This is a genomic window from Pseudoclavibacter endophyticus, assembly GCF_008831085.1.
Taxonomy (GTDB): Bacteria; Actinomycetota; Actinomycetes; order Actinomycetales; family Microbacteriaceae; genus Pseudoclavibacter; species Pseudoclavibacter endophyticus.
On record NZ_WBJY01000001.1, the window covers coordinates 1,216,298 to 1,235,715 of the forward strand.

The following is a 19,418-nucleotide window of genomic DNA, read 5'->3' on the forward strand; positions in this document are numbered from 1 at the left end:
CCGTGCGGCGCGCATTCGCGCGACCGGCCGTCCCGCCCGTCGTCCCCCTCCCCGCCGCTCCGGGCGCGGGGGAGCTCCCCGTCGGGGCTCGCGTGCGACTCGCGAATGCGACGCGCGTGCTCGATGGCGGCGCGGTCCTCGCCGGAGGCACGCCGTCGCGCGTCACGAGGCTCCGCGAGGCGGCGACCGGACGCATCCGCGACCGCGAACTCGCCGTGGCCGATCGTGCTTCGGCCGCGCTCGCGGGCTACCTCATCGATGCCGGCATGGCCGACCCGGAACCCGCATCGCTGCCGGTCGTCGAAACGGGCTCGCTCACCGTCGTGATCCCGGCCTATCGGCGGTCGCAACCGCTCGAACGGCTGCTGGCGAGCATCCGGAACGATCTCCGCGACGTGCGCATCATCGTGGTCGACGACGCGACGCCCGCAGACGAGGCCGAGCCGCTTGCCCGGGCGGCCGCGGACCACGGCGCCGAGCTCGTGCGGGCAGAACGCAACGCGGGCCCGGCGGCCGCCCGCAACCTCGGGCTCGCGCGTGCGTCGACCGAGTTCGTGCTGTTCATCGATACCGACGCGGTGCTCGGCCCGGGCGCAGCGCAGCTGCTGCTCCGGCACTTCGTCGACCCGAAGTTGGGCGCCGCCGCTCCCCGGATCGCCGCGCTGCCGCGGCGGGACGAGAACTGGGTGCTTCGATACGAATCGGCCCGGTCGTCGCTCGACCACGGCGAGACCGGAGGGCTCGTGCGACCTCTCTCCCCGCTGTCGTGGGTCTCGAGCACGTGCCTCCTGGTGCGGCGCGCGGCAGTCGCAAGCGGCTTCGAGGCCGGGATGCGGGTGGGCGAGGACGTCGACCTCGTGTGGCGACTGCACGCGGCCGGCTGGCGTGTGCGGTACGAGCCGCGAGCCGTCGTGCAGCACGAGCATCGCCGCGATGTCCGCGAGTGGCTCGAGCGCAAGTTCGTCTACGGCACCGGGGCGGACGCGCTCGCGACGCGACACCCGGGGCTCGTCGCGCCGGCCGTGCTCGCGCCCTGGGCGGTCGGCGGCCTCGTCGTCCTCGCGGCGCAGCGGTGGTGGTCGCTGCCGGTCGTCGGGGTACTGGTGGCCGTGACGGCGGCGCGGGTCTCGCGCAGCCTGCCAGGAATCGACCGGCCGCGGGCCGAGGCGACGAGGCTCACGCTCACGGGGTTCGGCTGGGCGCTCACGCAAGGTGCCGCGCTACTGCTGCGGCACTGGTGGCCGATCGCCGTCGCGGCCGCGGGCGTGTCCCGGCGCGCCAGGCTGGCGCTCGTCGTCGCGGCCGTCGCGGATGCCGCGTGGGAGTACCGCCGGCTGCGCCCGACGGGCGGTTTGCTGCGCTTCGCGATCGCCAGGCGCCTCGACGACCTCGCTTACGGGGCGGGCGTGTGGGTGAGCGCCGTGCGCGGTCGCACCACGGCGCCACTGCTCCCGCTCATCCGCCGCCGCAATCGATGAAGACCGGTGGCCTCACGAGGGGCGTCCCGACTCGGGCCTACGACGCGGGAACCGCGCCGTACCTCGGTGACGGCAGCTGCGCATCCGGTGCGTAGACGTCCGACGAGAGCAGGAACGGGATCGCCGCCTTGCGCTCGTCGTCGATGGGCTCGTCGGGGAACGCGCGCTCGATGGCGCGGTGCCGGTCGCGCACCCCCTCCGCGAACTCGTTGTGCGTGAGGATGAACATGTCGCCGCGCCGCACGCCGTGGAGCACGCGCTCGCCGGCCTCCTCGGCGCTCATGTAGGGCTGTTGGCGCGCCTTCTCGACGAACGCGGCGGGAGCCGGCGTGTACCCCGACTCGCCGTACCGCTCGGGGCGCCTCGCGGTGCCGGTCGCGATGTTGCTGTGGACGGGCCCGGGCAGGTATGCCGAGACGGCGATGCCTTCGCCGCGCAGCTCGATGTGCAGCGCCTCCGAAAGCGCGACGACGGCGGCCTTCGTCATCGAGTACAGGCCCGCGACGATCGGCATGATGGCCGCCATCGATGCGGTGTTCACGATGTGCCCACCGCGGCCAGACCTGCGAATGATCGGCAGGAACGCCTGGATGCCGTTGCCGACGCCGCCGATGTTGACGTCGACCACCCATTTCCAGTCGTCGGGCGTCGCGTCGGCGACGGGCCCCGTCAGGCCGATGCCGGCATTGTTGACGAGCACATCAACGCCGCCGTGGCGCGCCGCGATCTCGTCGGCGGCTGCGCGCATGGCGCCGAGGTCGGTGACGTCGACCTGCATGGGATCGACCGTGAGCCCCTCATCCGCGAACACCGCCGCGGTCTCTTCGAGGTGGGACTCGCTGCGACCCGTGACGACGACCGTCATGCCCGCACGCGCGAACGCGAGCGCGATTCCCCTGCCGATACCGCTTGAGCCGCCGGTGATGACGGCGACCTTGCCTGAGACATCCTGCATGCGCACATCGTGACTGTTCCGGCACGCGACGAGGGAGGTCGTTTCCGCCGAGCGGCAGGCGGATGCCGCCGGACGGGGCCGGTCCGGAGCCGACCGCGAATCTCTTCCACGGCATAGAAGCCGCGTGGCCAGCCACCCGCCCGGTCGCGACTCTTGACGGGTAGCGACGGAGCTGCCGCGGGCGAGGACGCCCGCCTCGTCCGGGCCCACCGCGGCCAGGGACGCTCCGATGGAATCGCGGAAACGAGGACTCATGAGTATCACCGCGGAAGCCGCGACCGGAACAGTGACCTCCGAGGCGCGACGCATCACCACGAAGTCCGTGGTGTGCCGCGCGCCCGGGACCCCCTGGGAAGTCGCCCACCTCGAACTCGACCCGCCGAAGGCCAATGAGGTCCGCATCAAGTTCATTGCCGCGGGCATGTGCCACTCCGACGACCACATCCAGAAGGGCGACGCGCCCATGCGGATGCCGGTCGTCGGCGGCCACGAGGGGGCCGGCATCATCGACGCCATCGGCCCCGGCGTCACGAGGGTCAAGGTCGGCGACCACGTGGTCTGCTCGTTCATCCCCGCGTGCGGCAAGTGCCGCTACTGCTCGACGGGGCGGCAAAACCTCTGCGACGAGGGCAAGAACGCGGGTACCGGCATCTTCGCCGATGGCACCTTCCGGTTCCACGAGGGCGACACCGACTTCGGCGGGCTGTGCGTGCTCGGCACCTTCTCGCAGTACTCGGTCGTCTCGGAGTACTCGGTCGTGCCGATTCCCGACGACATTCCGTTCGAGGTGGCGGCCCTCGTGGGCTGCGGCGTGCCGACCGGCTGGGGCTCCGCCGTGCACGCGGCCGGCGTTCGCGCCGGTCAGACCGTCGTCATCTACGGTGCGGGCGGCGTCGGCAGCAACGCCGTCCAGGGCGCGGCCTATGCGGGGGCGCAGCGCGTCGTCGTAGTCGATCCCGTCGAGTTCAAGCGGCAGATGGCCCTCGAGCACTTCGGCGCGACCCACGCCTTCGCGACGGCCGAAGAAGCGCACGAGTTCGTCGTCGACGCGACCTGGGGACGACTGGCCGATCACGCCATCATCACCGTCGGCATCCTGCACGACGAGGTCATCCACGACGCGATCAACGTGGTCGGCAAGACCGGGCAGGTCACCATCACCGCCGTCGGCAAGGGCATGATCCAGGAGAACCCCGGCATGCTCATCGGCTTCCAGCGGCGCGTGCAGGGCGCCATCTTCGGCGCATGCAACCCGCTGTTCGACATCCCCCGGCTCCTGAGCCTCTACAAGACCGGCCACATCAAGCTCGACGAGCTCGTGACCCGCACCTACACCCTCGATCAGATCAACGAGGGGTACCAAGACATGCTCGACGGCCGCAACATCCGCGGCGTCGTGCTCATCGACCACGACGACCAGGGGAAGAACGCATGACCCTCACCCACGACTCGGAGACAAGCACCGCGAGCGACCTCGTCGCCGACAACCAGCAGCTCATCGGCGGCGACTGGGGCCCGTCGGTCACGGGCCGGACCATCGACGTCATCAACCCGGCCAACCGCGAGCGCATCGCCACCGTCCCGCGCAGCGATGAGCGCGATGTCGACGCCGCCATCCGCGCCGCCCAGCAGGCGTTCCCGGCCTGGCGTGATCTTGACGCGACCTCGCGCGCCCGGCTCATCTTCAAGTGGGCGGACCTCATCGACGAGCGAGGCGCGCAGCTCGACCGCCTCGAGTCGACCGAGGTCGGCCGACCAAGCTGGGGCCCGCCGCCCATGGCGTCGCAGCTGCGGTTCATCGCGGGGCAGGCCGACAAGGTGCACGGCACTTCGCTTCCGACGCGCGCCTCCACATCGCTCGGCCTCACGCTGCGCGAGCCGTACGGGGTCGTCGGCGGCGTGATCCCGTGGAACGCGCCTGGGCCGATGTTCGTGACCGAGGTGGGTGCCGCGATCGCCGCCGGCAACACCATGGTCATGAAGCCGGCAGAGGATGCGCCGCTGACGCCGCTCGCGCTCGCCCGGCTCGCGCTCGAGGCGGGCATCCCGCCAGGCGTCATCAACGTCGTCACCGGCTATGGGCACGAGGCCGGCGCCGCGATCCCCGCCGATCCGCGCATCCGGCGCATGGGGTTCACGGGCTCGCCCGCGACGGGGCGTCTCATCATGGAGGCCTGCGCCAGGAACCTCACCCCGCTCCACCTCGAGCTCGGCGGGAAGTCGCCGCAGATCGTGTTCCCCGACGCCGATCTCGACGCGGCGGTCGCGGGCATGGCGCGCGGCATAACCCTGAACACGGGGCAGGTGTGCGCCGCAGGCACGCGAGTAGTCGTGCACCGCAGCGTGCACGACGAGGTCGTCGACAAGCTCGCGGCCGCCATGCAGGAGGTCACGATCGGTCCCGGTCATCAGCAGGTCGTCATGGGGCCGCTCATCAATGAGAAGCAGCACGATCGCGTGCTCGGCTACATCGAGCTCGGTCGCGAGCAGGGGGCCGAGCTCATCACCGGCGGCGGCGTGCCGACGGGCGAAGACTTCGGCAACGGGTTCTTCGTCGAGCCGACGCTGTTCGACGGCGTCACGCCCGACATGCGGATCGCGCAGGAGGAGATCTTCGGCCCCGTCCTGTCGGTGCTCACGTTCGACGACGAGGCGCAGGCCATCGAGATCGCGAACGGCGTCGACTACGGCCTCGTCGCCTCGGTGTGGACGAACGACCTCGGCACCGCCGTGCGCATGACCCGCTCGATCGAGGCCGGACAGGTTGGCCTCAACACGCCAATCGGTGCCGGCACGGTCATCGGCGGGCCCTTCGGCGGCTACAAGAACAGCGGCTTCGGCCGCACGATGGGCGCCGATGCGGTGCTCGAGTGGACCCAGGTCAAGACGGTCTCGCTGCAGAGCGCGGCGCGGGCCTGAGGAGGGAACGAAGCATGGCAACCATCACCACGCGCGCCGCGATCGCGCGCGAACCCCACCTCGGGTGGCAGATCACCGATCTCGAGCTCGAAGACCCGCGGGAGCACGAGGTGCGGGTGAAGTTCGCGGCCTCCGGCCTCTGCCACTCGGACAACCACATCACCGCGGGCGACGCGATGGTGCGCTTCCCGATGGTCGGCGGCCATGAGGGCGCCGGCGTCGTGGAATCGGTCGGGCCGAACGTCACGCGCGTGAAGGCGGGCGATCGCGTCGTGTGCTCGTACATCCCCGCGTGCGGCGCGTGCCGCCCGTGCTCGACCGGGCACCAGAACATGTGCGAGAAAGGCCTCAACGCCGGCAGCGGGATGTTCCTCGACGGCTCGTTCCGCTTCCACAAGGACGGTGAGGACATCGGCGGGTTCTGCTCGCTCGGCACGTTCTCGGAGTACGCCGTCGTGTCGGAGTGGGCGGTCGTTCCACTGCACGACGACATCCCGTTCGACATCGCCTCCCTCATCGGCTGCGGCGTGCCGACGGGGTGGGGCTCTGCCGTGTATGCGGCCGGCGTGCGCGCCGGTGACACGGTCGTGGTCTTCGGCGCGGGCGGCGTCGGCAGCAACGCGGTGCAGGGCGCGCGCTTCGCCGGTGCCAGGTACGTCGTCGTCGTCGACCCGGTCGAGTTCAAGCGCGACACCGCCGTCAACGTCTTCGGGGCCACGCACGCGTTCGCGACGGCCGAGGAGGCGCGCGATTTCGTCGTCGACGCGACCTGGGGTCAACTGGCCGACCACTGCATCCTCACCCCGCACGTCGTGACGCAGGAGATCGTGCAGGCCGCGGTGCTGATGACGGGCAAGGGCGGCAAGACCACCATCACCTCGGTCGGACATGCGAACGAGAAGGCGGTCACTCTGCCGGGCGGGTTCCTCATCAGCTTCCAGCGCCAGGTGCGAGGGGCGCTGTTCGGCGACTGCAACCCCATGTACGACATCCCCAAGCTCATGGGGCTGTACCGCTCGGGCGACCTGAAGCTCAACGAGTTGATCACCCGCACCTACTCGCTCGACCAGGTCAACGACGCCTACCAGGACCTCGTCGACGGAAAGAACATCCGCGGCGTCATCGTGCATGACAGCTGACGGACCGCGCGCAGAAACGCTGCGAGGGGCACCGAGCCCCCCGCAGCGTTTCCGTGCGTGTGCGGGCGGGACGCGTCACCGCGGCGCGCGCCCGCAACCCCGCGCTCCACGCCCACTCGCGGGACGGCCCTTCGGCCGGGGCCACTGAATCACTGAGGAGAACCCCAATGACCACAATGGTGCGAGCGGCGGTGCAGACGGCGCCGCGCATGATCGAGATGCGCGAGTTCCCCCGTCCCACGACGGGAGCAGAGGACGGCCTCCTGCGCGTCGAGGCCAACGGCATCTGCGGCAGCGACGTCGAGATCTTCCGAGGCGCCATGGCCGAGGGGAGGCGACCCGCGTTCATCCCCGGACACGAGCCCGTCGGCATCATCGAGGAGATCGGTGACACGGCGGCCGAGCGGTGGGGCGTCGAGGTCGGCGACCGGGTCGCGCTCGAGGTGATCGTGCCCTGTCGCGCCTGCAACGACTGTCTCACCGGCCGATACCAGGCATGCACGTTCCGCAAATACGGGCACGGGGTCACGGGCATCGACGCTGAGCCGTCGCTCTGGGGCGGGTTCGCCGAGCACATGTACCTTTCGCCGACCTCCGTCGTGCACAAGATCGACAAGTCGCTGCCGATCGAGGTCGCATCGCTGTACAACGCCATGGGTGCGGGCGTGCGTTGGGCCGTCGACCTCGGCGAGGTCGGCCTCGGCGACACGCTGCTCGTGCTCGGCGCCGGCCAGCGCGGCATCGCCGCCGTCGTCGCGGCGAAGGCCGCCGGCGCGCGCAGGGTCATCATCACGGGCCTCGCGCGCGACCGGCACAAGCTCGCGCTCGCCGAAGAACTCGGCGCCGACCACACGATCGTCGTCGATGGCGACGAGGGACGCGATGTCGTCGAAGCCGTCACCGAGTTCACCGACGGCGCGCTCGCCGACGTGGCCCTCGAGGTGACGCCAATGGCGAAGCAGCCCATCACTGATGCCCTGAACGCCGTGCGCTTCGGCGGGCGCGTCGTGCTCGCGGGGCTCAAGGGCGGCGCCGAGGTGCCGCTCGTGACCGATCGCATCATTCAGCGCAGCCTCACGGTGCGCGGGGCGTTCGGTGTCGACTCGGCCGGGCAGCAGAAGGCGATCTCGCTCATCGAGTCGGGGCGCTTCCCCCTCGAGAAGATGCACACGCACACGTTCGGGCTCGACGAGGTCGCGCTCGCCATCGACACCCTTAGTGGCGACGCGGGCGACGGCCGAGCGATCGGCGTCTCCGTCAACCCCAACGCGGCGTGACCGCCCACCGCACCGATTCCGCCTCATGCAAGGAGAGCATCCGATGATCATCGACGCCCACGCCCACTTCCTCCCCGGCGGTTACCCAGAGGGCAGCCCCGAGTGCTTCCCATCGATGGAGCCGATCGACGGCAGTACAAACCGTCTCCTCGTGTTCGGCGCGACGAAGTTCCCCGCCAAAGAGGTCTTCTTCGAAGCCGAACGACGCATCGAGGCGCAGGACGCGTCCGGCGTCGACAGCGAGGTCATCAGCCCCATGCCGCCGCTGCTGAAGTACGACCTTCCCGCGGCCGACGGGCTCGCCCTCGCGCAGCACGTCAACGACGTCGCGGCCGAGCTGAGCGCGCACGACCCCGAGCGGCTCATCGGGCTCGGCATGGTCCCGATGCAAGACCCGGATGCCGCGGCGACCGAGCTCGCAGCAGTCAAGCAGCGGGGACTCGCCGGCGTCGAGATCGCCTCGAACATCCTGGGGTCGTCGATCGGCGACCCGAAGTTCCTGCCGTTCTTCCAGGAGGCCGAACGGCTGGGGTTGTCGATCTTCGTGCACGCCATGCCGGCGCCGATCGACCGGCTGCCGAACTCGGCGATGGGAACCTACGTCGTCGGCATCGAGGGCATGTATTCGGCCGCGTCCCTCATGCTCGGGGGCACCGCGGCCGCGTGCCCCGACCTGCGCATTTCGTTCAGCCACGCCGCGGGCGGGCTGGCCATGATGCTGCCGCGCGCGAACTACTTCTGGGGCGGCTCGTGGAACGAGGAGCCCGTCAACCTGGAGCGCGCCGTCATGCCCGACGACGGGCCGTCGCCGCTCGAGCTCGCGCGGCGCTTCTACTACGACTCGATGGTCTTCGACGCGCGCGCCATCCGCTACCTCGTCGACCTCCTCGGGGCCGACCGCCTGCTTGTCGGCAGCGACTTCCCGGCCATGCTCCGGGAGGAACCGATCGCGCGCACGGCGAGGTCGCTCGAGCTCGAACCTGAGCAGTGGGAGGACCTCAGCCACCGCAACGCGATGCGCTGGCTCGGTCGCGTTCCCGCGGAGGTCGCTGCCGTGTAGGGCGCACGAGTCGCGGGGGCTCGCGGCCGGGTTCGTGGCGCGCGCCGCGCGGGATCCGCACGAGTGAGCCGGGCCGGCGACCGAAGCCCGGGAGAGGGCCGGATGCTCGACGACGACGAGCATCCGGCCCTCCGCGCGTTTCGTTCGCCTTCCCCGGAAACCCGATTCGGGGCCCGCGATCCGCACCGCTGTGCGGGCTACGCGGATTGCTCCCGCACCGCGGAAACGGCCTGGTGAGCCGATGCGCCCCGCGATGAGACTCGTGTCGAATCGGGTCGCAGAACGATCTGCGCCCGATCTTCGACGGCGCCGTTCGACGACGTCACTCACACGGTCATTCAGCTCAACGAGGAGCGAACTATGAGCAGAACCGCGAAACACACGACGACGACGGGGCGGGTGATGCGCGCCGCAGCGATGGCCGCAGGCCTGCTCCTCGCGGTCACCGCCTGCGCGGGAGGCGGGGCAGCGGGCGAGGGCCCGGGAGAAGCCGGCGATCCCGTCGCCGGCGGCGACCTCACCGTGCTGCTCGACGCCGGGTTCTCGGGCGACTGGCCCACCGGTTTCGACCCCGCGACGAGCAACGGGGTCGGCGCCAACCTCGGACAGAACGCGGCGATCTTCGGTGGCCTGTTCACCCTCGAGACGAACGACGCCGGCGAGGGCGAGATCGTGCCCAACCAGGCCGAGAGCTACGAGTTCTCCGACGACGGCCTCGTGTTGACGATCAAGCTGCGCGAGGGCATCGAGTTCAGCGACGGCACCCCGCTCAACGCCGAGGCGGTCGTGTGGAACTGGGTACGCATCTTCTCGTGGGGATCGACGAGCGCGCCGACGATCAGGCTTGACGACACGCGGCCGGCGCCCGAGTACTCGCCCGAGTTCATGGAGAGCCTCACGAACGCGCTCCCGGACGACATCACCGAAGAAGAGGTGAACTCGCGGCTCAGCTCGATCCAGGCGGTTGACGAATACACGGTCGACATCGCCCTGACCGTCGTGAACGGCGCGTTCGTAAACACGTTCCCGACGTCGCCGCTCAACAACATCGCGTCGCCGGCGGCCTACGCCGAGCAGGGGCACGAGCAGTTCAAACTCACGCCGGTCGGCGCAGGGCCGTTCACGGTCGTCAACAACACGCTGAGCGACCGGCTCGATCTCACCAGGAACGATGCCTACTTCAAGGAGGGGCTGCCCTATCTGGACAACCTGTCGTTCCAGGCGGTCGCTGGCGGCCAGGTCGGATTCCAGGCGCTGCAAGCAGGCCAGGGCGACGTCTTCGAGGGCTTGAGCGACACGACCCTCATCGAGCAGGCCGGCAACACGCCTGGCTTCCAGGCCGTGCCCGGGCCGGCGACCTCGCCCTACGTGATCCAGCTCAATACGCGCCAGGCGCCGTTCGACGACAAGCGAGCACGCGAGGCGATCTACTACGCCACGAACTTCGAGGCCATCAACGAAGGCCTCTTCGGGGGCCAGGCCGAGATGAGCCAGTCGTTCACGGCATCGGGCGGTCTGTTCCACATGCCGGAGATCGAGGGGTATCGCACCTACGACCTCGAGAAGGCGAAGGCGCTCGTCGAAGAGCTCGGCGGCTTGACCGTCGAGCTCGGGACGACCGACATCACGACGGCGCGATCGGTCACGACGGCGCTGCAGACCCAGTGGCAGGAAGCCGGCATCGATGTCACGATCGACGCGAAGCCGCTCGGCGACGTGATCACGAAGTTCACGACCGGCGACTGGGAGTCCATGCTCCAGACCGCCGGGGCGTGGGACCCGTCGGCCGGCATCGGCGTGCAGGTCCGCTTCGGCTCGAGCTCGCCGTTCAGCGGGGCACCACTGCCGGAGGGCGCTTCCTCGGGTGAGGAGGCCGTGCAGCTCGGCCTCACGAGCGAGCTCGACGACCTGCTCGCCGCCTCGGTCGCCACAATCGACCCCGAGGAGCGCGCGGCGGCGTACGAGGCGATCGCCACGTACATCTCAGACGAGGCGTACGCCCCCTTCGGGACCGCCTTCACGCCCTCGCAGATCGTCCGTGACGGCGTGCACGGTCCAGGTCTCGATGAGCCGATTCCGGCCCTGTCGGTGAACCAGGGCGTGCTGTACGACCGCGTGTGGAGGGCGCAGTGACCTCATCAGTCACCAACGCACCGGCGGCGGTGGACGGCGCGGAGCACGCGACACTGCTCCAGCGTCTCACCACCGCCCCGGTGCTGCGCATCATCGTCAAGCGGCTACTGATTGCGATCCCGCTGCTGTTCGTCGTCAGCGTGCTCGTGTTCATGCTGCTCGAGGCGATGCCCGGCGACCCGGCGCAGAACGCCGCCGGCATGGATGCGTCGCCCGAGCAGGTCGAGGCGCTTCGCGCGCAGATGGGACTCGACCGCCCGGCGCCCGAGCGGTACTTCTCGTGGCTGTTCGGCTTCTTCACGGGTGACCTCGGCACGTCGATCGTCAGCGGGCAGACCGTCTCCTCGATGCTCGTCACGCGACTGCCCGTGACGCTCGAGATCGTCTTCCTGGCGTTCGTCGTCTCGATCGGCATCGCGATCCCCGCGGCGCTGCTCGCCGCCCGCAAGCCCGGCGGCGTCTTCGACCGCGTCATCTCGTTCCTGGCGATGACGCTGCTCGCCGTGCCGAATTACGTCATGGCGCTGCTGCTGGTGCTTGTCTTCTCGGTCGGGCTGCGGATGCTGCCCGCCATCGGGTACGTGCCATTCATGACGAACCCCATCGGCAACCTCGCCTCGGTGACGCTCCCCGTGCTCGCGCTCGGCTTGCCGCTCGCGTGCTTCTACGCGAGGTTCCTGCGCGGCGATCTCGTCGAGCAGGTAACGCGGACCGACTACATCGACACGGCGCGCGCCAAGGGGGTCGGCCCGTGGCGGGCCCTGTGGATGCACGCTTTCCGGAATTCGTCGTTCGGGCTCCTGACGCTCGTCGGGCTCAACGTCGGCACGCTCATCGGCGGCACGGTCATCATCGAGCAGATCTTCCAGATGCCGGGGCTCGGCATGATGATGCTGCAGGGAGCCATGTCGCTCGACCTCGCCGTCGTCCAGATGTGCGTGTTCATCTTCGCGGCCACCGCCGTCATCGCCAACCTGGTGGTCGACGTGCTGTACGCCGTGCTCGACCCGAGGATCCGCTATGGCAACCACTGATACGTCGACCGCCGCGCTCCTGCGCCCGGCCGCCACCCCGACGCCCGCCGAGTCGCGGCGCTCGGCGCGCATGGCGGAGATGCGCCGCAAGGCGCTCGTCTGGGTGCCGGCCGGCTTCGTCATCCTGTTGTTCGCCCTGTGCTTCCTCGGCCCGTACGTGCTGCCGATCCCGAGCCCGGTGGGCGGCGACGTGCTCTCGAGCCGACTGCCGGCCGGCTCGCCGGGGCACCCGCTCGGCACCGACATCAATGGCAACGACGTGCTTTCCCGCATCATCTACGGTGGCCGCACCTCGCTCATCATCGCGGTGAGCGTGAACGTCATCGGCATCGTGCTCGGGGGCATCATCGGCTCGCTGTCGGCCTATCTCGGCGGTATCGCCGACTCGATCATCATGCGCATCCTCGACGTGCCGATCGCGTTCCCGTCGCTCGTGCTGGTGATCGCCATCGCGCAGGCGCTCGGGCCGAGCGTGCCCAACACGATCCTCGCCATGTGTGCCTTCAGCATCCCGTCGATCGCCCGTATCGCTCGGTCGGCCACCTTGAAGGTGGTCAGCATGCCGTACGTGCGCGCCGCCGAACTCAGCGGCAGCCCGTCGTGGCGCATCCTGTTCCGGCACGTGGCGCCGGGCATCGTGCCGCAATTGCTCAACTTCGCATTGCTCGGCATGGGCATCATCATCGTGACCGAGGGCGCCCTGAGCTTCCTCGGCCTCGGGATTCCGGCGCCCGACCCGAGCTGGGGGAACATGATCTACGACGCCCAACAGACCCTTTCGGCGACGCCGATGCTCGTGCTGTGGCCGAGCCTCGCGCTGCTCTTCACCGTGCTCGCGTTCAACATCCTCGGCGAGAACACCCGCGACGAGATGAGCCGCCGATGAGCGCGACAGAGACCGCCGCAGGAACGCCGACCGTCGCGCGCGCGGCAGCGCCCTCGGGCGGGGGCGAGCCCGAGACGGTGCTCAAGGTTGACGAACTGCACGTGACGTTCTCGCGCGCCGGCAGGAAGATCCACGCCGTCAACGGGCTTTCGTACCGCCTGCAGGCCGGGCGGATGCTCGCGATCATCGGCGAGTCGGGGTCGGGGAAGTCGGTGAGCGTTCGCGCTCTCATGGGCCTGCTGCCGCCGTCGGCGAGCGTCTCCGGCAGCGCCGTCCTCGGCGACAACGAGCTCATCGGCCTCGATGAACGATCGATGCGGGCGTTGCGCGGCAGCGAGATCGCCATGGTCTTCCAGGACCCCGCTCGATCGCTCAACCCGACCATGACGGTCGGGGCGCAGGTCAGCGAGGCCATCCGGATGCACTCGGAGGTGTCGAAGAAGGAGGCGCAGAAGCTCGCGATCGAGAAGCTCAGGCTCGTTCGACTGCCGGCGGCGGAACGGCGCTATCACGAGTACCCGCACCAGCTGTCCGGCGGCATGCGGCAGCGAGTCGTGATCGCGATCGCGCTCGCCGCCGATCCGAGGGTGCTCATCGCCGACGAGGCGACGACGGCGCTCGACGTCACGACCCAGGCGCAGATCATGGAACTCGTGCTCGACCTGCAGCACCGGCTCGGCACGGCCGTGATCATGATCAGTCACGATCTCGGCCTGGCGGCGTGCTACGCCGACGACGTGCTCGTGATGTATGCGGGCCGCGCCGTCGAGCACGCCCGCACGGCCCAGCTGTTCAGCAACGTGCGCATGCCGTATACGAAGGCCCTGCTCGGCGCGATCCCACAGGTGGGCGCGGCGCCGCACTCGAGGCTCAACGTCATCGGCGGCCATCCGCCCGACCTTGGCGCGCTCCCGGAGGGCTGCTCGTTCCGCGATCGGTGTCCGCGCGCCACCGAGCAGTGCGTCGAGCGTCCGCCCCTCGACGAGCACGAGCCCGGCCATCGTTTTGCCTGCTGGCATCCCGTCGACTCGAAGGAGGAGCTGCAATGACGGTCTCGACGCCCTCGGCGGACACGGCCGATACCCCGAGGAAGGCGGCCGCGGGGGAGCCGCTTCTTCGCGTGCGGAACCTCGTGCAGGAGTACCGCTCGAGCGGGGCAGGTGGCGTCAAGGTCGGTGTGGTCCACGCCCTCAGCGACGTGTCGTTCGACCTCGCCGTCGGCGAGACCCTCGGCATCGTCGGCGAGACCGGCTCGGGGAAGTCGACCCTCGCTCGCGCGATCATCCAGGTCGAACGAGCGAAGTCGGGCTCGGTCGAGTTCGAGGGACAGGAGCTCACGACGCTGCGGGGGCGTGCCCTCAAGCGGGTGCACTCGCGCATGCAGATGGTGTACCAGGATCCGTTCGGCTCGCTCAACCCGAGGTGGACCATCGACGAGGTCGTGGCGGAGCCGCTGCGGGGGCACACGCGCATGGGAAAGGCCGAGCGGCACCGCAAGGTCGGCGAGCTGCTCGAACTCGTCGGGCTCAAGCCGGACGCCTATCGCAAGCGCCGGCCGATCGAGCTCTCGGGTGGCCAGGCGCAGCGCGTGGCGATCGCGAGGGCGATCGCGCTGAACCCGGCGGTCATCATCTGCGACGAGGCGATCTCGTCGCTCGACGTGCTGATCCAGGCGCAGGTGCTCAACCTGTTCGAAGAGCTGCGGGAAGAGCTCGGGCTCTCGTACGTCTTCATCGCGCACGACCTGGCGACGGTCAAGCAGGTGTCCGACCGCGTCGCGGTTATGCACCTCGGCCAGCTCGCCGAGGTCGGTCCGGCAGATGAGATCTACGCCGCGCCCCAGCACCCGTACACGAAGGCGCTCCTCGAGTCGATCCCGGTGCTCAATCCGGCGACCGGAGAGACCAGGCGTCCGGTGCCGATGACCGGTGAGCCGCCGTCGCCGCTCCACCCGCCGAGCGGATGCCGCTTCCGCACCAGGTGCCCGAAGGCGCAGGACCTCTGTGCCGAGGTGGAGCCGAGGCCGGCCGATCCCTCGGCCGACCATCTCGTGGCCTGCCACTTCCCGCTCGAGGCGCCGTCGGTGTCGGCCGATGCGCTGCGAGCGTCAGTGCCGCCGCGCCAGACCGTCGCGACGGGGCAGTAGGTCTCGAGCTCGCGCCCCTCGTGACGCCTCCTTCGTCGCCTCCCGGGAGCCGGGAGCCGACGGGTCCGTCACGAGGGGCGCTCGCCTATGCTCCCAGGCCGTCGATGATGCGGTTGAACGTCGCCGACGGCCGCATGACCGCTGACGCCTTCGCGGCATCCGGCCGATAGTAGCCGCCGAGGTCCACGGGCGTTCCCTGGGCGTCGAGCAGCTCGCGCTCGATGGTCTCGGCGTGCTCGGTGAGCGCGGCGGCGATAGGGGCGAACGCCTCCGCGAGCTGCTCGTCGTCGCCCTGCGCGGCGACGGACGTCGCCCACTCGGTCGCGAGGAAGGCATGACTTCCGCGGTTGTCGAGCTCGCCAACCTTGCGCTTGGGCGACTTGTCGGCGCTCAGCAGCGCCTCCGTCGCGGCGTCGAGGGCGGCTGCGAGCACGCCGGCGCGGGCGTTGCCCGTCGACGCGGCCAGGTGGCGCAGGCTCTCGGCGAGCGCCAGGAACTCGCCGAGCGAGTCCCACCGCAGGTGGTTCTCCTCCATGAGCTGCTGCACGTGCTTCGGCGCCGAGCCGCCGGCGCCGGTCTCGAACAGCCCCCCGCCGTTCATGAGGGGAACGACCGAGAGCATCTTGGCGCTCGTGCCGACCTCGAGGATCGGGAAGAGATCGGTGAGATAGTCGCGAAGCACGTTGCCGGTCACCGAGATCGTGTCGAGACCCTGGCGGATGCGGTCGACCGAGAACTGCGTCGCCTCCACGGGTGACATGATGCGGATGTCGAGCCCCTCCGTGTCGTGGTCCTGCAGGTACCGCTCGATCTTGGCGACGAGGTTCCTGTCGTGCGCGCGCTCCGGATCGAGCCAGAACACGGCGGGGCTCTCGGAGGCACGGGCCCGCGTCACCGCGAGCTTCACCCAGTCGCGGATGGGAGCATCTTTGGTCTGGCAGGCGCGCCAGATGTCGCCGGGCTCGACGTCGTGCGACATCAGGACCTCGTCCGCCGCGTTGACGACGCGCACCGTGCCGGCGGTCGAGATCTCGAAGGTCTTGTCGTGACTGCCGTACTCCTCGGCCTTCTGCGCCATGAGCCCGACGTTGGGCACCGAGCCCATCGTGCGCGGGTCGAAGGCGCCGTTCCGGCGGCAGTCGTCGAGGACGACCTGGTAGATGCCGGCGTAGCTCGAGTCGGGCAGCACGGCGAGCGTGTCGGCCTCTTCGCCGTCCGGGCCCCACATATGCCCCGACGTGCGGATCATGGCGGGCATCGAGGCGTCGACGATGACGTCGCTCGGCACGTGGAGGTTCGTGATGCCCTTGTCGGAGTTGACCATCGCGAGGCGCGGTCCGGCGGCGAGGTCGGCGTCGATCGCGGCCTTCACGGCGTCGCGGGTGGCGGCATCGAGCTCCTCGAGTCCGGAGAGGATCGACGCGAGCCCGTTGTCCGGCGTCAGGCCCGCCGCCGCCAGCGCGTCGCCGTGCTCGGCGAATACGGTCGGCAGGAATGCGCGCACGACGTGTCCGAAGATGATCGGATCGCTGACCTTCATCATCGTGGCCTTGAGGTGCGCCGAGAACAGCACGTCGTCGGCCTTGGCCCTGGCGATCTGTTCGTCGAGGAAGGCGTCGAGTGCGGCCGCGCGCATGACCGTCGCGTCGACGACCTCGCCCTCGAGCACGGGCAGCGATGCCTTGAGGGCGGTGACCGAGCCGTCAGCCGCGACGTGCTCGATACGCAGCACGTCGTCGGCCGGGAGCACGACCGACTGCTCGTTCGACCGGAAGTCGCCGTCCTGCATCGTCGCCACGTTGGTCTTCGACTCGGGCGACCAGGCGCCCATCGAGTGGGGGTGCGACCGGGCGAAGTTCTTGACCGCAGCCGGCGCACGGCGATCAGAGTTCCCTTCGCGCAGCACCGGATTGACCGCCGAGCCTTTGACGCGGTCGTATCGCGCCCTCGTCTCGAGCTCGGCCTCCGTGGTGGCCTCGTCGGGGTAGTCGGGCAGGTCGTAACCGAGCGCCTGAAGCTCGGCGATCGCCGCCTTCACCTGCGGGATCGACGCCGAGATGTTCGGCAGCTTGATGATGTTGGCCTCGGGCGACTTCGCGAGCTCGCCGAGCTCGGAGAGATCGTCACCGATTCGCTGCTCATCGGTGAGCGCCTCGGGGAACATGGCGATGATCCGGCCGGCGAGGGAGATGTCGCGCGTCTCGAGATCGACCCCCGCGGTCGAGGCGAAGGCCTGCACGATGGGCAGAAACGAGTAGGTGGCGAGCAGCGGCGCCTCGTCGGTGTGCGTGTAGATGATCTTGCCCATGTGGCGAAGCTCTCCCTCGGGTCGGTGGCAGCGGGCGCGCGTCGGCGCGCCGGACGCGCCCACCAGCCTACCGACGAGTCGTGGCAGGGCCTGACCCGTCGGATAGATGCGCGGAAGCGTCGGTTCTGAGCAAGCCACGAAGGTCGGTGACTACCATTTCGAGCCATGGATCCCGTGTGGCTGTTTCTCGTGTTGGCCCTTGTCGTCGTCATCGCCGTTGCGCTCGTCGCCGTCGTGGTCTCGGCGCGCAAGACCGTTCGGCGCCAGCAGGAGAGGCTCGACGCCGCCTGGACCGCGATCACGGGCCAGATCTCGGCGCGAAGCGAGACGCTCGCGGAGCTGCGAAGTCGCGTCGAGACGGTCGCGGGTCATGAGCGCTCGAGGCTCACGGACCTCAACGCGGCCGTCGCCGACCTCGAGACCGCCGATGACGCGCAGGACGCATCGCGGGCGGAAGACCGGGTTCAGGGGGGCATCCGGGAGCTGCTTCACGTCGCCGAGGGATACCCCGACCTGCAGCGCGACAAGGACTTCCTCCGCCTGCAGGGCGAGCTCGCTCGCGAGGGCGGCGAGATCCAGACCGCACGCCGCCAGTACAACGGCACGGTTCGCGAGTACAACACGAAGATCCGCACGTTTCCCGGCGCCCTCGTCGCCCGCAGTCTCGGCGCATCCCCTCGTCCCTACTTCGAGGTGGCGGACCGCGCGGCGATCTCCGCTCCGCCGAAGGTGCAGTTCTGAACACCTGCGCGGCACGGCTCGCGGCCACGTGGCCGGATGTCGGGCCTCAGCGGCCGTAGGATCACCGTCATGAGCGAGGAATCGCAGGAATCTCCGCCGGCCTCACCGGCCGAGCCGCAGGAACCCGGGTCGCAGGACGCCGGGCGTCGCGGTTCGACCAGGGTGGCACGGCAGGAGCAGGCGAGCCGGCTCGTGCCCGAGGCGGAACTGGTGCCGAAGGGCATGCGCATCGCGGGCGCCTGGTCGTGGCGCATCGTCGCGATCGTGCTCGCGCTGATCCCGCTCGGCTGGCTCATCTCGCAGGCGACGCTCATCGTCGTTCCCGTGCTCGTGGCGGCGCTGCTCGCGTCCCTGCTCATGCCGGTCATGAACGTGCTCATGATCCGCGCCCGATTCCCGAAGTGGGCGGCGCTGATCGTCTCCCTGCTCGTGCTGTTCGCCGCCATCGCGTTCCTCGTCTGGCTCGTCGTGAACGCCTTCGCCGACGGCTTCGACATCGACTGGTCGCGCCTCGAAGACCAGTGGGCCAATTTCGTCGTCTACCTCCGCGAGTCGCCCCTGCACGTGACCGACGAGCAGATCTCGGCCGCGATCGGCCAGATGATCGAGTGGGTCGAGTCGAACGTCTCGAACCTGCTCAGCCAGGCCGTCTCGGTGGGGTCGACGGCGTTCGCGTTCCTCACCGGCACGCTCGTGACGCTGTTCGCCCTGATCTTCTACCTGCTCGACGGCGGGGCCATCTGGCGCTTCATCGTCTCGCTGTTTCCCCGCGAGGCCAGGGCGGCCATCGACGGTGCGGGGCGCCGCGGCTGGGTCACGATCGGCCACTACGTCCGCGTGCAGATCTTCGTGGCGTTCATCGACGCTCTGGGCATCGGCGTCGGTGCCGCCATCCTCGGCGTGCCGTTCGCGGTGCCGCTCGCCATCATCGTGTTCCTCGCCTCGTTCGTGCCGTTCGTGGGTGCGATCGCTTCCGGGGCGCTCGCCGTGCTGGTCGCGCTCGTCTACCTCGGCTTCTGGCCCGCCGTCATCATGCTCGCCATCGTCATCGGCGTGCAGCAGATCGAGTCGCACGTGCTCCAGCCCCTCATCATGGGCCAGGCAGTCAAGGTGCACCCGCTCGGCGTCGTGCTCTCCGTGAGTGCGGGCACCCTCTTCGGCGGGATCGCCGGGGCGGTGTTCGCCGTGCCGCTCGTCGCGAGCGCCAAGGTCATGGTCGAGTACATCGCGTCGGGCGACTGGCGCGGGCTCCCCGATCCGACGCGGGCTCCTCGGCGGCCGCAACAACGGCGCGGACGATTCGTACGCCATCCAACCATCGAGAAAGCGAACGACGAGTGAC

At 69.7% G+C, this 19,418-nt stretch carries 15 protein-coding genes; 13 read left to right on the forward strand and 2 right to left on the reverse strand.

Annotated elements, in window-relative coordinates:
• Window positions 1-92 precede the first annotated feature (92 nt).
• Window positions 93-1,478: a mycofactocin biosynthesis glycosyltransferase MftF gene (gene mftF, locus F8O04_RS05335; protein ID WP_225734882.1), complete on the forward strand. Its 1,386-nt coding sequence runs from the start codon at window positions 93-95 to the stop codon at window positions 1,476-1,478.
• Window positions 1,479-1,515: 37 nt separating this feature from the next.
• On the opposite strand, the gene F8O04_RS05340 is transcribed toward mftF, so the two are convergent.
• A complete protein-coding gene (locus tag F8O04_RS05340) occupies window positions 1,516-2,433 on the reverse strand; it encodes an SDR family oxidoreductase (protein WP_188726256.1) in 918 nt (305 codons plus the stop codon).
• Window positions 2,434-2,686: 253 nt separating this feature from the next.
• Between F8O04_RS05340 and F8O04_RS05345 the strand changes: the two genes are divergently transcribed.
• The 10 genes from F8O04_RS05345 to F8O04_RS05390 all read left to right on the forward strand — a co-directional run bounded on the left by F8O04_RS05345 (window position 2,687) and on the right by F8O04_RS05390 (window position 15,027).
• Window positions 2,687-3,868 (forward strand): NDMA-dependent alcohol dehydrogenase, encoded by a 1,182-nt coding sequence (locus F8O04_RS05345; RefSeq protein WP_158028256.1) that lies wholly within the window; start codon window positions 2,687-2,689, stop codon window positions 3,866-3,868.
• Window positions 3,865-5,352, forward strand: coding sequence for an aldehyde dehydrogenase family protein (locus F8O04_RS05350; protein ID WP_158028257.1), 1,488 nt, complete (start codon window positions 3,865-3,867; stop codon window positions 5,350-5,352). The genes F8O04_RS05345 and F8O04_RS05350 overlap by 4 nt, the downstream gene beginning before the upstream one ends.
• A 14-nt stretch (window positions 5,353-5,366) precedes the next feature.
• A complete protein-coding gene (locus tag F8O04_RS05355; protein WP_158028258.1) occupies window positions 5,367-6,491 on the forward strand; it encodes an NDMA-dependent alcohol dehydrogenase in 1,125 nt (374 codons plus the stop codon).
• Between the two features lie 167 nt (window positions 6,492-6,658).
• Window positions 6,659-7,768, forward strand: coding sequence for a zinc-dependent alcohol dehydrogenase (locus F8O04_RS05360; RefSeq protein ID WP_158028259.1), 1,110 nt, complete (start codon window positions 6,659-6,661; stop codon window positions 7,766-7,768).
• A 43-nt stretch (window positions 7,769-7,811) separates the two neighbouring features.
• A complete protein-coding gene (locus F8O04_RS05365) occupies window positions 7,812-8,828 on the forward strand; it encodes an amidohydrolase family protein (protein WP_158028260.1) in 1,017 nt (338 codons plus the stop codon).
• Window positions 8,829-9,188: 360 nt separating this feature from the next.
• The gene (locus tag F8O04_RS05370; RefSeq protein WP_225734883.1) at window positions 9,189-10,961 is read left to right on the forward strand and encodes an ABC transporter substrate-binding protein; all 1,773 of its coding nucleotides are present in this window, start codon (window positions 9,189-9,191) and stop codon (window positions 10,959-10,961) included.
• On the forward strand, window positions 10,958-11,995 hold the full coding sequence (locus F8O04_RS05375) for an ABC transporter permease (RefSeq protein ID WP_225734884.1): 1,038 nt from the start codon (window positions 10,958-10,960) through the stop codon (window positions 11,993-11,995). Before F8O04_RS05370 ends, F8O04_RS05375 begins: the two co-directional genes overlap by 4 nt.
• On the forward strand, window positions 11,982-12,881 hold the full coding sequence (locus F8O04_RS05380) for an ABC transporter permease (RefSeq protein WP_158028261.1): 900 nt from the start codon (window positions 11,982-11,984) through the stop codon (window positions 12,879-12,881). Before F8O04_RS05375 ends, F8O04_RS05380 begins: the two co-directional genes overlap by 14 nt.
• Complete coding sequence (locus F8O04_RS05385; protein ID WP_158028262.1) at window positions 12,878-13,930, forward strand: ABC transporter ATP-binding protein; 1,053 nt, start codon at window positions 12,878-12,880, stop codon at window positions 13,928-13,930. The genes F8O04_RS05380 and F8O04_RS05385 overlap by 4 nt, the downstream gene beginning before the upstream one ends.
• Window positions 13,927-15,027 carry an ABC transporter ATP-binding protein gene (locus tag F8O04_RS05390; RefSeq protein WP_158028263.1) on the forward strand — a complete coding sequence of 367 codons (1,101 nt, stop codon included), beginning with the start codon at window positions 13,927-13,929 and terminating at the stop codon, window positions 15,025-15,027. The genes F8O04_RS05385 and F8O04_RS05390 overlap by 4 nt, the downstream gene beginning before the upstream one ends.
• Before the next feature lie 85 nt (window positions 15,028-15,112).
• Here the strand turns inward: F8O04_RS05390 and F8O04_RS05395 are convergent, their stop codons facing one another.
• Entirely contained in the window at window positions 15,113-17,335 is a 2,223-nt protein-coding gene (locus tag F8O04_RS05395) for an NADP-dependent isocitrate dehydrogenase (protein WP_158028264.1), read from the reverse strand.
• A gap of 165 nt (window positions 17,336-17,500) precedes the next feature.
• Between F8O04_RS05395 and F8O04_RS05400 the strand changes: the two genes are divergently transcribed.
• Both F8O04_RS05400 and F8O04_RS05405 read left to right on the forward strand, forming a co-directional pair.
• On the forward strand, window positions 17,501-18,076 hold the full coding sequence (locus F8O04_RS05400) for a LemA family protein (protein WP_158028265.1): 576 nt from the start codon (window positions 17,501-17,503) through the stop codon (window positions 18,074-18,076).
• A 69-nt stretch (window positions 18,077-18,145) separates the two neighbouring features.
• A complete protein-coding gene (locus F8O04_RS05405) occupies window positions 18,146-19,417 on the forward strand; it encodes an AI-2E family transporter (protein WP_225734885.1) in 1,272 nt (423 codons plus the stop codon).
• The last annotated feature ends 1 nt before the right edge of the window (window position 19,418 follow it).

What these genes read in the sequence shown, in the direction of transcription:
- F8O04_RS05405 (WP_225734885.1), top strand. Translation starts at nt 18,146, where the DNA reads ATGAGCGAGGAATCGCAGGAATCTCCGCCGGCCTCACCGGCCGAGCCG.
- F8O04_RS05400 (WP_158028265.1), top strand. Translation starts at nt 17,501, where the DNA reads ATGGATCCCGTGTGGCTGTTTCTCGTGTTGGCCCTTGTCGTCGTCATC.
- F8O04_RS05350 (WP_158028257.1), top strand. Translation starts at nt 3,865, where the DNA reads ATGACCCTCACCCACGACTCGGAGACAAGCACCGCGAGCGACCTCGTC.
- F8O04_RS05370 (WP_225734883.1), top strand. Translation starts at nt 9,189, where the DNA reads ATGAGCAGAACCGCGAAACACACGACGACGACGGGGCGGGTGATGCGC.
- F8O04_RS05345 (WP_158028256.1), top strand. Translation starts at nt 2,687, where the DNA reads ATGAGTATCACCGCGGAAGCCGCGACCGGAACAGTGACCTCCGAGGCG.
- F8O04_RS05395 (WP_158028264.1), bottom strand. Translation starts at nt 17,335, where the DNA reads ATGGGCAAGATCATCTACACGCACACCGACGAGGCGCCGCTGCTCGCC.
- F8O04_RS05390 (WP_158028263.1), top strand. Translation starts at nt 13,927, where the DNA reads ATGACGGTCTCGACGCCCTCGGCGGACACGGCCGATACCCCGAGGAAG.
- F8O04_RS05365 (WP_158028260.1), top strand. Translation starts at nt 7,812, where the DNA reads ATGATCATCGACGCCCACGCCCACTTCCTCCCCGGCGGTTACCCAGAG.
- F8O04_RS05355 (WP_158028258.1), top strand. Translation starts at nt 5,367, where the DNA reads ATGGCAACCATCACCACGCGCGCCGCGATCGCGCGCGAACCCCACCTC.
- F8O04_RS05360 (WP_158028259.1), top strand. Translation starts at nt 6,659, where the DNA reads ATGACCACAATGGTGCGAGCGGCGGTGCAGACGGCGCCGCGCATGATC.
- F8O04_RS05380 (WP_158028261.1), top strand. Translation starts at nt 11,982, where the DNA reads ATGGCAACCACTGATACGTCGACCGCCGCGCTCCTGCGCCCGGCCGCC.
- F8O04_RS05385 (WP_158028262.1), top strand. Translation starts at nt 12,878, where the DNA reads ATGAGCGCGACAGAGACCGCCGCAGGAACGCCGACCGTCGCGCGCGCG.
- F8O04_RS05340 (WP_188726256.1), bottom strand. Translation starts at nt 2,433, where the DNA reads ATGCAGGATGTCTCAGGCAAGGTCGCCGTCATCACCGGCGGCTCAAGC.